This is a genomic window from Mycoavidus sp. SF9855 (assembly GCF_024582735.1).
GTDB lineage: Bacteria > Pseudomonadota > Gammaproteobacteria > Burkholderiales > Burkholderiaceae > Mycoavidus.
The window spans coordinates 1452592-1466120 of the sequence record NZ_CP102085.1; the positions used below are offsets into that span (position 1 = coordinate 1452592).

At 50.1% G+C, this 13529-nt stretch carries 11 protein-coding genes and 1 pseudogene; 2 read left to right on the plus strand and 10 right to left on the minus strand.

Going from position 1 to position 13529, the window contains the following annotated elements; all coding sequences use genetic code 11:
* Window positions 1–22: 22 nt before the first annotated feature.
* The 9 genes and pseudogenes from odhB to iscR all read right to left on the minus strand — a co-directional run.
* Window positions 23–1273, minus strand: a complete 1251-nt coding sequence (odhB, locus tag NQD60_RS05680; RefSeq protein ID WP_223691399.1) for a 2-oxoglutarate dehydrogenase complex dihydrolipoyllysine-residue succinyltransferase — start codon at window positions 1271–1273, stop codon at window positions 23–25.
* A gap of 125 nt (window positions 1274–1398) precedes the next feature.
* Window positions 1399–4254, minus strand: a complete 2856-nt coding sequence (locus NQD60_RS05685) for a 2-oxoglutarate dehydrogenase E1 component (protein ID WP_257100021.1) — start codon at window positions 4252–4254, stop codon at window positions 1399–1401.
* 195 nt (window positions 4255–4449) lie between these two features.
* A complete protein-coding gene (gene fdx, locus NQD60_RS05690) occupies window positions 4450–4797 on the minus strand; it encodes an ISC system 2Fe-2S type ferredoxin (RefSeq protein ID WP_257100022.1) in 348 nt (115 codons plus the stop codon).
* A gap of 30 nt (window positions 4798–4827) precedes the next feature.
* Window positions 4828–6705 (minus strand): Fe-S protein assembly chaperone HscA, encoded by a 1878-nt coding sequence (gene hscA, locus NQD60_RS05695; RefSeq protein WP_257100023.1) that lies wholly within the window; start codon window positions 6703–6705, stop codon window positions 4828–4830.
* A gap of 11 nt (window positions 6706–6716) precedes the next feature.
* On the minus strand, window positions 6717–7247 hold the full coding sequence (gene hscB / locus NQD60_RS05700) for a Fe-S protein assembly co-chaperone HscB (protein ID WP_257100024.1): 531 nt from the start codon (window positions 7245–7247) through the stop codon (window positions 6717–6719).
* A gap of 91 nt (window positions 7248–7338) precedes the next feature.
* A complete protein-coding gene (iscA, locus tag NQD60_RS05705; RefSeq protein WP_223691412.1) occupies window positions 7339–7662 on the minus strand; it encodes an iron-sulfur cluster assembly protein IscA in 324 nt (107 codons plus the stop codon).
* A gap of 53 nt (window positions 7663–7715) precedes the next feature.
* Window positions 7716–8132, minus strand: coding sequence for a Fe-S cluster assembly scaffold IscU (gene iscU / locus NQD60_RS05710; protein WP_257100025.1), 417 nt, complete (start codon window positions 8130–8132; stop codon window positions 7716–7718).
* A gap of 116 nt (window positions 8133–8248) precedes the next feature.
* Window positions 8249–9472 (minus strand): IscS subfamily cysteine desulfurase, encoded by a 1224-nt coding sequence (locus tag NQD60_RS05715; protein ID WP_257100026.1) that lies wholly within the window; start codon window positions 9470–9472, stop codon window positions 8249–8251.
* Between the two features lie 83 nt (window positions 9473–9555).
* Window positions 9556–9966: pseudogene (gene iscR, locus NQD60_RS05720) on the minus strand (Fe-S cluster assembly transcriptional regulator IscR); the annotation flags it as partial.
* 571 nt (window positions 9967–10537) lie between these two features.
* Here iscR and NQD60_RS05725 point away from each other — a divergent pair.
* Window positions 10538–10873 carry a helix-turn-helix domain-containing protein gene (locus NQD60_RS05725; protein WP_257100027.1) on the plus strand — a complete coding sequence of 112 codons (336 nt, stop codon included), beginning with the start codon at window positions 10538–10540 and terminating at the stop codon, window positions 10871–10873.
* Between the two features lie 7 nt (window positions 10874–10880).
* The gene (locus tag NQD60_RS05730) at window positions 10881–12158 is read left to right on the plus strand and encodes a type II toxin-antitoxin system HipA family toxin (protein ID WP_257100028.1); all 1278 of its coding nucleotides are present in this window, start codon (window positions 10881–10883) and stop codon (window positions 12156–12158) included.
* A 394-nt stretch (window positions 12159–12552) separates the two neighbouring features.
* Here NQD60_RS05730 and pssA read toward each other — a convergent pair whose 3' ends face one another.
* On the minus strand, window positions 12553–13437 hold the full coding sequence (gene pssA, locus NQD60_RS05735) for a CDP-diacylglycerol--serine O-phosphatidyltransferase (RefSeq protein ID WP_257100029.1): 885 nt from the start codon (window positions 13435–13437) through the stop codon (window positions 12553–12555).
* Window positions 13438–13529 lie beyond the last annotated feature (92 nt).

Here is a 13529-nt window from a genome sequence, read left to right on the forward strand (position 1 = left end):
AGGTCGCAGAAATGATAGAGGATTACAGGTCGAGCAGAAGTCGGGCTGGGTCTTCTAACGCCTCTTTGATTGCCACCAGCGCTAATACTGCTTCACGGCCATCGATGATACGGTGGTCATAAGACATTGCTAGATAGTTCATCGGACGAATTACGATTTGACCATTTTCTACTACAGCGCGTTCTTTGGTTGCATGTACCCCGAGAATCGCTGATTGCGGTGGGTTAATGATTGGCGTCGAGAGCATTGAGCCAAATACACCACCGTTTGAAATTGAGAAGGTGCCGCCGGTGAGGTCTTCTAGCGACAGTTTGCCCTCTTTCGCCTTTTGGCCGTATTCAGCAATCTTGTTTTCAATGTCCGCCAAACTCATTTGATCGACATTACGCAATACCGGCACAACGAGCCCACGCGGTGAACCAACTGCGATACCGATATCGAAGTAACCGTGATAGACGATATCGTTGCCATCCACGGAGGCATTCACGATTGGATATTTCTTTAATGCATGCACAGCGGCTTTAACGAAGAAGGACATAAAGCCCAAACGCGCGCCATGTGCTTTTTCAAATTTATCTTTGTACTTACTACGCAGCTCCATAACAGGCTGCATATTGACCTCGTTAAAGGTCGTCAAAATAGCATTCGTTTGTTGCGATTCAAGCAAGCGCTGTGCAATCCGTGCGCGCAAGCGTGACATCGGCACTCTTTGCTCAGGCCGGCCGTCGAGCGATTGGCTCGTATTGACCGCAGCTTTAACCTCAGGCAACGCCGGTTTGGCAACCGCGCGCAGTGGCGTGGTGGAAACTGTTGCGACCGCAGGCTTGGCTGATTGAACGGCGAGTACATCACCCTTCGTGATCCGCCCATCGCGCCCACTGCCTTCCAGTTGAGCGGCGCTAATGCCTTTTTCATCCATCAGCTTCGCGGCTGAAGGCATCGCTTTTGCACTGACTGGCTCAGTTGGCGCGGCAGAGGCTGGTGCGCTCGCTGCCGGCGTTGCTTGGGCCTCACTCGATACCGATGCTTGCGCCTCAGTATCAATTCTGGCGATGACTTCATCCGCAATCACGGTGTCGCCGTCTTGGCGAATAATTTGTGCCATGATGCCGGCGGCAGGCGCAGGCACTTCAAGCACCACCTTATCCGTCTCAACTTCAATCACAATCTCATCTTGCGCGACCGCTTCACCGGGACGCTTTTTCCATTGCAGCAGCGTCGCATCAGCGACGGATTCGGACAGCTGCGGGACCTTGACTTCTACAATAGCCATTGACTTTCCTGAACATATCTTTAAAAAAACCGACTACACGTCTATTTTGCTGCATAAACAACGCTAACGCAAAATACTCGCACACTTATTTCACACAGCGTTGGGCCCAATTGGGCCCAACGCTTTTATTTCACGCGCACGGCGCCTTTCAAACGGCCAAACGCTCCATCAATAAGCTGCTTTTGCTGCTCATAATGTTTGGCGTAATAGCCAACCGCAGGCGAAGCAGAGGCTGGGCGGCCACTATACGCGAGCTTCTGCCCTTCTTTCATGCCTTCCAGCAAATGATGCTCGATATAGAACCAAGGTCCTTGGTTTTGCGGCTCATCTTGGACCCAGACTACTTCGGTTGCATGCTCATATTTCTTGAGTTCCGTTTCAAACGCTTTATGGGGGAATGGATAAAGCTGCTCAACGCGGATAATTACGGCATCTTTCAGTTTGGCTTCGCGGCGATGTGCGACCAGATCAAAATAGACGCGGCCGGAGCAGAGCACCACCCGCTTGATCTTTTTAGGATCGAGCGCCGTATCGGTTTCACCAATGATCGTGCGGAAGGTCCCTTTGGCAAGCTCAGACAAGCTGCTCACCGCTTCTTTATGACGCAGCAGTGATTTTGGTGTTGCCACGATTAATGGCTTACGGAACAGACGAATCATCTGCCGGCGCAATAGATGGAAAATCTGCGCTGGCGTTGTCGGCTGCACCACTTGCATATTGTTATCTGCGCACAACTGCAAATAACGTTCAATCCGCGCCGATGAATGCTCTGGCCCTTGGCCTTCATAACCATGAGGCAACAGCATCGTCAGGCCTGAAACACGGCCCCACTTGACTTCACCCGATGAAATAAATTGGTCAATCACGACCTGCGCGCCATTCGCGAAATCACCAAACTGCGCTTCCCATACCACCAGCGTGTTTGGCTCAGCCGTTGAATAACCGTATTCAAAACCGAGGACCGCCTCTTCCGACAGCACGGAGTCAATCACATTGAATGCGGCCTGATTATCGGTCACATGTTGCAATGGAATATAACTGCCATGATCCCAGCTTTCGCGATTTTGATCATGCAGCACCGAATGTCGGTGGGTAAATGTACCGCGGCCGCTGTCTTGGCCAGTTAAACGTACAGCATAGCCAGAGGCCACTAACGAAGCATAAGCCAGGTGTTCGCCCATGCCCCAATCAAGCGGTGCCTCGCCTTTACCCATCGCACGGCGGTCATTGATCACGCGCTCAACTAAAGGATGCAACTTGAGCGTTTCTGGAATTGTCGTCACGCGCTCAGCTAAGCGTTTTAGCTCAGCCAGTGGCACAGCAGTATCCGCCGCATCGGTCCATTTACGATTTAAAAATGGCATCCAATCTACCGCATACTTACTCTTGTAATTCGACAACACTGGATCAACCGTATGTTGTCCTTCGTCCATTGCTTTGCGATAGCGCTTCACATAAGCATCCGCTTCATCGCTCGTTAAGACGCCTTGCGCGACCAGCTTTGCCGCATATAGCGCGCGCGTGCCTGGATGCTGAGCAATTTTTTTGTACATCAACGGCTGCGTTACCGCAGGGGTATCTTGCTCATTGTGTCCAAGCTTGCGAAAGCAAACGATATCTAGCACGACATCTTGATGGAATTGCGTGCGGAAATCGACAGCGAGTTGAGTCGCCAGGATCACTGCTTCTGGATCATCGCCATTCACATGCAGCACCGGCGCTTCGATCATCTTGACGACATCTGAGCAATACAACGTTGAGCGCGCATCGCGCGGATCTGATGTGGTAAAGCCGATTTGATTATTAATCACGACATGCACTGTGCCATACGTGCCGTAACCACGTGTTTGAGCTAGGTTAAGCGTTTCCATCACAACGCCCTGCCCAGCAAATGCTGCATCGCCATGCACTTGTACTGGTAATACTTGGCGTCCATCTAGGTCACCACGACGCTCCATCCGTGCTTTGGCCGAGCCTTCCACGACTGGGTTTACGATTTCAAGGTGGGATGGATTGAAAGCCAGCGACAAATGAACGGGACCGCCTGCGGTCGATACATCGCTTGAAAAACCCTTATGATATTTGACATCGCCCGCAGGCAATTCATCAAAGTGCTTACCTTCAAACTCAGCAAAAAGATCTGCTGGCATTTTGCCAAGGGTATTGACTAAGATATTTAATCGGCCACGATGCGCCATGCCAATCACAATTTCTTGCGCCCCTTTGACGCCAGCACGATGCACCAGCTCGTCCATCGCTGCAATAAAACTCTCTCCGCCCTCAAGCGAAAAGCGTTTTTGGCCGACAAACTTGGTATGCAAGTAGCGCTCAAGCCCCTCAGCTGCAGTGAGTCGTTCAAGAATATGCTTTTTCTTTTCAGCAGAAAACTCTGGGGTTGCGCGAATCGATTCAAGGCGTTCTTTCCACCAGCGTTTTTGCTCAGGGTTGCTGATATACATGAATTCAACGCCAATCGTGCCGCAATACGTATCGCGTAGCGCTTTGACAATGTCCCTCAAAGTGGCTTGCTCAGAACCAAAATATAAGTCGCCAGCATCGAAAGTTTGATCCATGTCAGCTTCCATGAAACCATAGAAAGCAGGATCAAGCTCAGCGATCTGCTGGCGTTCTTGGCGCTTAAGCGGATCAAGGTTAGCCCAGCGCGAACCTAGAAAACGATAGGCATCAATGAGTGATTGAACATGCACTTGCTTACGTGCAATCGCCAAATCAGCACTGCCTGCCCGTTGCAAAAACGCATTCGCTTTAGCGCGTTGCGCAAAAGATTCAACGATTGGGCCATGGGCGACATCGTTTGCATTAGAACCATCAACAGCTGGCACGTTCTGCAACGCATCGAAATAAGCGCGCCAATGATCTGACACTGAAGCGGGATTGTTGAGATAAGCCTCATAAAGCTCTTCAACATACGGCGCATTACCGCCAAATAAATACGAATTTGATTGAAATTGTTGCATCATCTGACGCTCACCTTTCCTCAAGTTTGTCGAGAAATAGCGGGTTAATTAAACCTCCCGCAGCACGGCCTGGCCATTTAGCGGATCGCAATTAGCGCCCAGGAAGGAGTGTGTAAACACACGACAGCTTCAATCAAATAACTGACAGAAGCTGCCTATCCATAGATTTTAACATAGCAGACGACAGCACATATGCTCTCAATGCTTTTCTTTTGCATGATTAATTGTATAACGTGGAATTTCAACCACAATATTAGCGTCAGCATCGGCCGGGATAAGCGCTTGACACGATAAGCGTGAAGTGGCTTCTAGACCCCATGCCATATCGAGTAAATCTTCTTCAATTTCATCGGCATGGCCAAGCTTATTAAAGCCTTCACGCACAACCACATGACAGGTTGTACAGGCGCACGATTTTTCGCAGGCATGCTCGATCTCAACCCCGTTTTCAAGCAATGTATCGCAAATACTTTTCCCGGGTACCGCGTCAATGACGGCGCCCTCTGGGCATAATTCGAGATGAGGTAATACAATGACCTGAGGCATCTAGTGTTCCAGTTTCGATTAAGAGTAATTTTATTGTTCAGTCAGCTCATCCACTTTGCGGCCAGCAAGCGCCGTGCGGATATTTTGGTTCATGCGCCGTGCGGCAAATTCATCAGTAGCGGCTGCTAAAACCTCAATGGCGCGCTCAAGGACATCGCTGTGCGCGCCATTTTTGACTTCCTGCAGCGCTTTTGTGGCGCTATCAATGGTTGCTTGTTCTGACGCACTGAGCAAATCTGCATCGCGGGCTAAAGCGCTTGCTGTTGCGGCCAATAACCGTTCAGCGTCGACTTGTAGTTCGCGCAATGCACGCGCATGTTTATCGATATTGGCCGCTTGGAAACTGTCATCAAGCATGCGACCGATCTCTTCGTCGCTTAAGCCATATGAGGGCTTGACCACGACTGAAGCAGCCACACCGGATTGCAGCTCACGCGCAAACACGGACAATAAACCATCGGCATCCACCTGATAGCTTACTTGAATCCGCGCAGCGCCAGCTGTCATTGGCGGGATCCCACGCAACTCAAAGCGCGCCAGCGAGCGGCAATCTGCCACGAGTTCACGCTCGCCCTGCACAACATGGATCGACATTGCCGTCTGGCCATCTTTGAAGGTTGTAAACTCTTGCGCTCGCGCCACCGGAATGGCCGAGTTACGTGGAATAATTTTTTCCACCAAGCCACCCATCGTTTCTACCCCCAGCGAGAGCGGAATCACATCCAGCAGCAGCCAATCATCCTCATCACGCCGGTTACCCGCTAATAGATCCGCTTGAATCGCGGCCCCCAGCGCCACCACTTGGTCCGGATCAATGCCGGTGAGCACAGGCTGCCCAAAAAACAGTTCAACCGCGCGGCAAACCACCGGCATCCGCGTGGCGCCACCGACTAACACAATGCCTTGCACATCTTTTGCCGCAATCTGCGCATCGCGTAAAGTTTTGCGCATGGTCACTAAGGTCCGCTGTACGAGCGGCTGAACGAGTTCAGCAAACTCGGCCTCGCGCACCGTCACGGCGATCCGTACGCCATTTGAGAGCAGGAGATCGATACGGGTTTGTGGTGCACTCGATAACGCTTCTTTCGCGCTACGCGCAGCATCCAGCAACAATCGCTTATCGCCAGCAGTTAATGTTGGTGTGTCTGGCACCGCTTTGGCCAGCACATATTCCAATAATGCCTGGTCAAAATCGTCGCCGCCCAGCATTGAGTCGCCACCGGTGGCCAGTACCTCAAATACGCCTTGCGTCAACTGAAGAATCGACAAGTCAAAGGTGCCACCACCTAGATCATAGACCGCATAGATTCCTTGCGCGCCACTCTCAAGACCATAGGCAATTGCGGCGGCAGTGGGTTCGTTGAGCAAGCGCAAGACGTTAAGGCCGGCAAGCTCGGCCGCATCTTTGGTGGCTTGCCGTTGCGCCTCATCAAAATAAGCCGGCACCGTAATCACTGCGCCAACCAACTCGCCCCCGAGCGAGGCTTGTGCACGTTGCTGCAAGGCGGCAAGAATTTCAGCCGAGACTTCGACCGGGCTTTTGACACCAGCTACCGTTTTGATTTGCACCATGCCAGGCGCATCAACCAAGTCGTACGGCACGTGCGCCGTATTTTCTATTTCTGCTTTGCCACGGCCCATTAAACGCTTGACCGAAACAATCGTATTGTTAGGGTCAAGTGCGGCCTGTTCTTTGGCCAATCGGCCGAGCTGTGGTTTACCCGTTGTTAGATAGCGCACCACGGAGGGCAATAATAACGCCCCGTCCAGATCAGGCAGTACCTCGGACACGCCATTGCGCACCGCAGCAACTAATGAATGGGTTGTGCCAAGATCAATGCCAACCGCCAGCCGCCGCTCATGAGGGGCGGGCGCTAGACCGGGTTCGGAAATTTGTAATAGAGCCATCAGATTGCCTTTTACATGTATTCAAGTTTTTCAATCTGAGCCTGCGCTTCGTGGACAACGCGTTCGATAAACATCAATTCGCGCACCACATCAGCCGCGGCTTGATCCATCTGGGTCTTAAACAGACTCGCGAGTTTTGCAAAACGCGTCGTGCGCGCGGCTTGCAATGTATCGAGCAACACCTCAAGCGCCGGCAGATTTTTTTCTAGTTTTGCGGCTTCAATAGATTCGCGCCATTCTAGCTGTAGCATTAGAAAGGCGCTTGCCATCACGGTGTTATTCTCGGCCTGCGTTTCAATCCCGCGTAACTGCAATACATAAATCGCCCGTCGCAATGGATCTTTTAATGTGCGATAGGCATCGTTAGCCCGCGTCGCCCATTGCAAGGCAACCCGCTTTTGAGCCTCAGAATCCGCTGCGAAACGATCCGGGTGAGTATGCGCCTGCACCGTGCGATAAGCGCTAGCAAGTTTATCGTCATCAATTATGAAACTTGTAGGCAAGCCAAATAATTCGAAATGAGTACTGCTTAAAGATGACATGGAAATTAAGCCGCCAAGCTCTTAGCTAACGACAAAAAACTAGCATAAATCAGCGCTACGCTCAGATGCTAGATTAGTTGCCGCTGCTGTTTTAAATTCGGAATGATTCACCGCACCCACATTCATCTTTGACATTTGGATTCTTGAATTTGAAACCTTCATTCAAGCCCTCCCGTGCAAAGTCCAATTCAGTACCGTCAATGTAAGCCAGGCTCTTTGGGTCAACTACGACTTTTATGCCATAACTTTCAAATACTTGGTCTTCTGGCGCCAGCGCATCCACATATTCAAGCTTATACGCAAGCCCAGAACAGCCCGTCGTACGCACGCCCAAGCGCAAGCCAACCCCTTTGCCACGGCGTAGCAAATATTTTTCCACATGCTGCGCCGCTTTTTCAGTCAACGTAATGGCCATCTTCACTCAGAAAAATGTAGGGCGTGTCGCCCTGCTTAATTTGCCTTCTAAAATTAAACCGCTTGCTCAGGTGCAGTCAGCTCAGCCACTTTGCCATGACGCTCTTGATAATCTTTCACGGCAGCTTTAATCGCGTCTTCGGCCAGAATCGAACAATGGATCTTCACTGGCGGCAACGCCAATTCTTCAGCAATGTGCGTGTTCTTGATTGCCAACGCCTGATCAAGCGTCTTACCTTTAACCCATTCAGTCACCAGCGAGCTTGAGGCAATCGCCGAGCCACAGCCATAGGTCTTAAACTTTGCATCTTCAATCACGCCGTCAGCGCCCACTCGAATTTGCAGCTTCATCACATCCCCACAGGCCGGCGCACCCACCATGCCAGTGCCAATGCCGTCCCCGCTTTTATCAAATGACCCAACATTACGGGGATTCTCGTAATGATCGAGTACCTTATCACTGTATGCCATGATCTAACTCCCAAAAAAACCTTTTATTGACTCAGCTAGTTTCAGCCAAGTTACATACTGCATACCACTTTAGGCGAAGCGCAAATCGCTTATCGATAAATCGGCTCTAGCCGCCGTCAATGTGCTGCCCAGACGATCGAATTCAGATCGACCCCCGCTTGGTGCATTTCCCACAATGGCGACAAATCGCGCAACTTAGCAATTTTACTTTCCATCAAACGGATCACGTAATCTATTTCCTGTAACGTCGTAAAGCGCCCTACAGAAAACCGAATTGAACTGTGCGCCAGTTCATCATTACGCCCAAGCGCACGCAATACATAAGAAGGCTCAAGCGAGGCCGAGGTACAAGCAGAGCCAGATGATACGGCGATATCCTTGACCGCCATAATCAACGATTCGCCCTCAACAAAATTAAAGCTAATGTTCAGATTGTGAGGCACGCGCTGCTGTGTATCGCCGTTTACATACACTTCTTCCATTTTACTTAGACCCTGCAGCAGTCTGTCATAAAGCGCACGCGCATGCTTAGTGTCAGCGTCCATTTCTTCATGAGCTAGGCGAAAAGCTTCGCCCATGCCGACAATCTGGTGCGTCGGCAAAGTGCCTGAGCGCATGCCCCGCTCATGGCCGCCGCCGTGCATCTGCGCTTCGATGCGGACGCGCGGTTTGCGGCGAATATACATTGCGCCAATGCCTTTAGGGCCATACGCCTTATGCGCAGAAAAAGACATCAAATCAACCTTTAAGCGGGCTAGATCAATCCCCACCTTACCTGCCGCTTGCGCTGCATCCACATGAAAAATAATGCCTTTATCGCGACAAATTTCACCGATTTGCTCAATATCTTGGATCACACCGATTTCATTATTGACCATCATCACCGAAACTAAAATCGTATCGGGACGAAGCGCTTGCTTAAAGGCATCAAGATCCAACAAGCCGTTTTCTAGAACCTCAAGATAAGTCACCTCAAAACCTTGTCGCTCAAGCTCACGACAGGTATCCAGCACAGCTTTGTGCTCGGTTTTAACGGTAATAATATGCTTACCTTTGCTTTGATAGAAATGCGCAGCGCCTTTTATAGCCAGGTTGTTCGACTCAGTCGCACCCGAAGTCCAAACAATTTCACGAGGATCGCAATTGGCCAAGGCCGCCACTTGCGCACGCGCGTCTTCTACCGCTTGCTCCGCCGTCCAACCATAAGAATGGCTGCGCGAAGCCGGATTGCCGAACTGCTCGCACAAATAAGGGATCATTTTGTCCGCAACCCGAGGATCAACAGGCGTAGTCGCGCTGTAATCCAGGTAGATCGGAAAGCGGGGAAGAACTTCTTTCATCAATGGCTCCGAAAACCTTAAATTATATTCATTGTACTGACACGCTGGTCGTGTAATACGGTCAAGCAAGGCTCAGGCATCAGCTGCTGAGCCACCAAATCTTGTAGTGATACTGAATCAAGGTACTCACGCATTCTTTGATTCAATGTCGACCATAATCTATGCGTCATGCAATGTCCTTCTTGATGAGGAGCATGATCGCAGCTACCTTTGCCACCGCAACTCGTCGCATCAAGCGCTTCATCAGCTGCAATAACGATATCTGCGACTGTAATTTCTTCAACTTGCCGACCAAGTTTATAGCCGCCACCTGGCCCACGCACACTCTCGACAATGCCATGCCGGCGCAGCTTGCTAAATAATTGCTCAAGATACGACAGCGAAATGCGTTGCCGCTCGCTAATGACGGCAAGCGTGACCGGGCCTTTAGCGCGGTGTAACGCTAAATCTAGCATGGCGGTCACAGCGAAACGGCCTTTTGTCGTAAGTCTCATAGGTAGGCAAAAACATCGTAGCGGGCAAAGTGATCAAATTAGGCTCAGTAGCCTAACTATTTCTATGCAGTGCACTCAATAACCTGACTATCTTTGTCAAGTATAAATAACCTAGGAATTTAGTCAAGTATAGGAGGATCTTTTATTTGCTCAAAGGGACCGATACATCAAGTCTCTAAACGCAGACTCATGTTTTCATGCATAAATTAATTCCACAAAAGATATACCGATTCCTCATATAACATCGAATAACATACGTCAAAAATTCTTAAAATCATAGAATCCCATCCAATCGTTCTATCTTTGTGCTGCAGAAGAGATATCCAAGGTCTCGTGGCTTGGCGACTGTTGGAACCTAGACGCCCCGGATGCGGGGCGGGTGATTTTTTTACTTGCCTTGCGTAAGAAAAACCCTCAATGGAGTAAGCGAGATCCAGCTTTTCCTAGGGCGGGAGTGCGCTTCATGATAACGAAAAGGGACTACCCAACATATCTTTCAGCATAGACTAATTCTATAATATAGATATAATTACGGCTTCAATAGAAAATTGAATCTATTAAAGATAAATATATGTCTCTAATTGAACACCAACGGTCTACCGATGAATGGGCGCTTTATCTTGGCGCACAACTCCGCACGCTACGGATTCGGGCTGGGTTTGGCCAAGCTGAACTTGCAGCACTTGCTAATAGTAGTGCTGGCGCCATCAAAAACTTGGAAAATGGCAAAGGCTCTTCTCTTAACACGCTACTCAAAGTGATCCGCGCCTTAAACCGCACCGACTGGCTCGAACTATTAGCTCCGATCATACCCATCAGTCCAATGCAAATGCTTAAAGCCACGCGCAAAACTCAACCTCGGATGAAGGTTTATCGGCCGCGCCAGGACAAAACTGGCAAAGGATAAAAAACACATGTACCAAGCTGTCGATATGATTGAAGTGCGAGCCTGGGATAAAACGGTCGGCGCGGTGACGCTAGCCCCGTCGCTTGGCTACTATGTCTTTGAATACGATCCCACATGGCAAACACAAGGCATTGAACTAGCCCCATTGACGATGCCTGTTGCACAATCTTTATATGTTTTTCCTGCATTACCAGAAGGCACTTACAAGCGCTTGCCGGCAATGCTGGCTGACGCTCTCCCCGACGATTTCGGTAATGCGCTAATCGATGCTTATCTGGCACAAGAAGGGGTAGAAAAAAATGCCATCACTCCACTTGATCGTCTCGCGTATATGGGCAATCGGGGCATAGGGGCGTTAGAATTTCGTCCTGCCCGTGGCCCCAAACGAACACGCTCAACTGCGCTCAAGCTCCACGAATTAGTGATCAGCTCTCAACAAGCGCTGGCAGGTAAATTTGAAGGCGATAAAGAAACCGAAGCTGCGATCATGAACCTGATTCAGGTCGGTACTTCAGCGGGCGGCGCGCGCGCAAAAGCAGTTATTGCCTGGAATGCTGAAACCAATGAAATTCGCTCTGGTCAATTGCCGGCTGATCCCGGCTTTGACTACTGGCTGCTCAAGCTCGATGGCGTAGGCCAAGACAGCGAACTCGGTGCAAGCGCTTATTATGGAAGAATCGAGTATGCTTACTACCTAATGGCAACGGCCGCCGGCATAACTATGACCGAATGCCGCTTACTCGAAGAAAACGGGCGCGCTCATTTTATGACCCGGCGCTTCGATCGGCAGGATGGAAGCAAGCTTCACGCCCAAACGCTATGTGCCATGCAGCACCTAGACTACAAGCAGCGCGCCACCCATAGTTATAGTCAGTACTTTCAAGTCATTCAAAAGCTTGGTTTAGGACCAGGCGCTCTAGAAGAAGGTTTTCGTCGCATGGTCTTTAATGTCCTGGCTGCAAACTGTGATGACCACACCAAAAATCTATCGTTTCTTTTGGCAAAAAATGGGCAATGGCGGCTTTCACCTGCCTATGACGTAACCCATGCTTATAACTCAAAAGGACAATGGACTTATCAGCATTTAATGTCAGTTAATGGGGCGTTCAAAAATATCACTCGTGATGACTTATTAAGCGTAGGCGACCGCTTCTTTGCGCCACGCTGCAAAGAGGTGATTAAACAGGTCATGGCGGCGCTTGCACGCTGGCCAGAATTTGCTGCGCAGGCAGGTATTTCAGAGGTGGAAGCATTACGGATTCAGAGTGATTTTGTTGCTGTATAGGCTTAAATAGTCTCATCACTCATCTTTTATGCAGCTTATCCACAGAGCATTAGTTCTAGACTTTTATCTCCTTCATTATTCGAACTTCTGTTCTGTATGCCTACGACACGCCCGCGCCGCGCTGCTTCACAAGCGTCTCATTCATCTCGCTTAACCTCCGCACCCCTTCGAATAACATATCCTTCACTCTCAGGACTTCGTGCCCAGAACACCAGCATAAAATCGCTTTAGCCTCCTCTCCTACTTTTTTCACCTGCCACCGGCCCACTTTTCCTCTTTGGTCATGGATGCGCCGGGTGACTGTTCGCCGTCCCGCAGGGTAGTATCGAAAATGATTAGTTTGTCAGACATCTCTAGCGCACCCAGAAAGCCAAAATTAAGCCGAGCCTAACGGCTACTCTGTATCACCCTTCTCTGAAGGTTTCGGGTCTTTGGCGCTTGGATTGAACTTACCACGCAGCATACGAATTGCCCAGAAGACATAGCCTGAAAGCCCATACAGAACAAATAAACCAAACAACATAATCGGCGGGTCCGACGACACCAGCACAAAAGCCAGCACCACCAACAAAATCACCCCAAATGGCACGCGATATCGGATATCCAGGGTTTTGCCACTGTAAAATGGTGCGTTTGAGACCATTGTGATGCCGGCATAAAGCGTCAACGTAAAAGCGACCCAAGGCAGCCAACTGAGCCTCATCGGAATCCGGTTATCAATCACCAGCCAGACAAAACCCGCAATCAAGGCAGCCGCGGCGGGGCTAGGCAAACCTTGGAAAAAACGACTGTCGATTTTATTCAGGTTGGTATTAAAGCGCGCTAAGCGTAATGCCGAGCCCGCACAATAGACAAAGGCCGCGAGCCAACCCCAACGCCCTAAATCCTTTAAGGCCCATTCATACATGACTAACGCAGGCGCCACGCCAAATGACACCATATCGGATATGCTGTCATATTGCTCACCAAAGGCACTTTGCGTTTTTGTCATACGCGCCACCCGGCCATCCATTCCATCGAGCACCATAGCTGCAAAAATCGCAATCGCAGCCATTTCAAATTGCTGATTCATCGCCTGCACAATGGCAAAAAATCCACAAAAAAGCGCCGCCGTGGTAAATGCATTCGGTAACAAATAGATGCCCCGTTTGCGTAAGTGCCTTTGACGCTCAACCCTTAGCGTATCTTCATTATCAACCTCACCTTCGGCTTGACGGCGAAGCGAGCGCGGCAAAAACGTACCGTTTTGACGTACGCGGCGCAGCTTGAAAGCAGACATTCAAATTCCTTTAAAAAAGCGCAGCTGACCTAAAACATTTCAGGTTATGCGATACCTTTGGGCTAGGGACTTGGGACTTGGGACTTGGGACG

Bases quoted from the DNA above. Each gene is read 5' to 3' on its own strand.
- NQD60_RS05725 (WP_257100027.1), top strand. From the start codon at position 10,538: ATGTCTCTAATTGAACACCAACGGTCTACCGATGAATGGGCGCTTTAT.
- fdx (WP_257100022.1), bottom strand. From the start codon at position 4,797: ATGCCTCAGGTCATTGTATTACCTCATCTCGAATTATGCCCAGAGGGC.
- NQD60_RS05715 (WP_257100026.1), bottom strand. From the start codon at position 9,472: ATGAAAGAAGTTCTTCCCCGCTTTCCGATCTACCTGGATTACAGCGCG.
- hscA (WP_257100023.1), bottom strand. From the start codon at position 6,705: ATGGCTCTATTACAAATTTCCGAACCCGGTCTAGCGCCCGCCCCTCAT.
- iscU (WP_257100025.1), bottom strand. From the start codon at position 8,132: ATGGCATACAGTGATAAGGTACTCGATCATTACGAGAATCCCCGTAAT.
- odhB (WP_223691399.1), bottom strand. From the start codon at position 1,273: ATGGCTATTGTAGAAGTCAAGGTCCCGCAGCTGTCCGAATCCGTCGCT.
- pssA (WP_257100029.1), bottom strand. From the start codon at position 13,437: ATGTCTGCTTTCAAGCTGCGCCGCGTACGTCAAAACGGTACGTTTTTG.
- hscB (WP_257100024.1), bottom strand. From the start codon at position 7,247: ATGTCATCTTTAAGCAGTACTCATTTCGAATTATTTGGCTTGCCTACA.
- iscA (WP_223691412.1), bottom strand. From the start codon at position 7,662: ATGGCCATTACGTTGACTGAAAAAGCGGCGCAGCATGTGGAAAAATAT.
- NQD60_RS05685 (WP_257100021.1), bottom strand. From the start codon at position 4,254: ATGATGCAACAATTTCAATCAAATTCGTATTTATTTGGCGGTAATGCG.
- NQD60_RS05730 (WP_257100028.1), top strand. From the start codon at position 10,881: ATGTACCAAGCTGTCGATATGATTGAAGTGCGAGCCTGGGATAAAACG.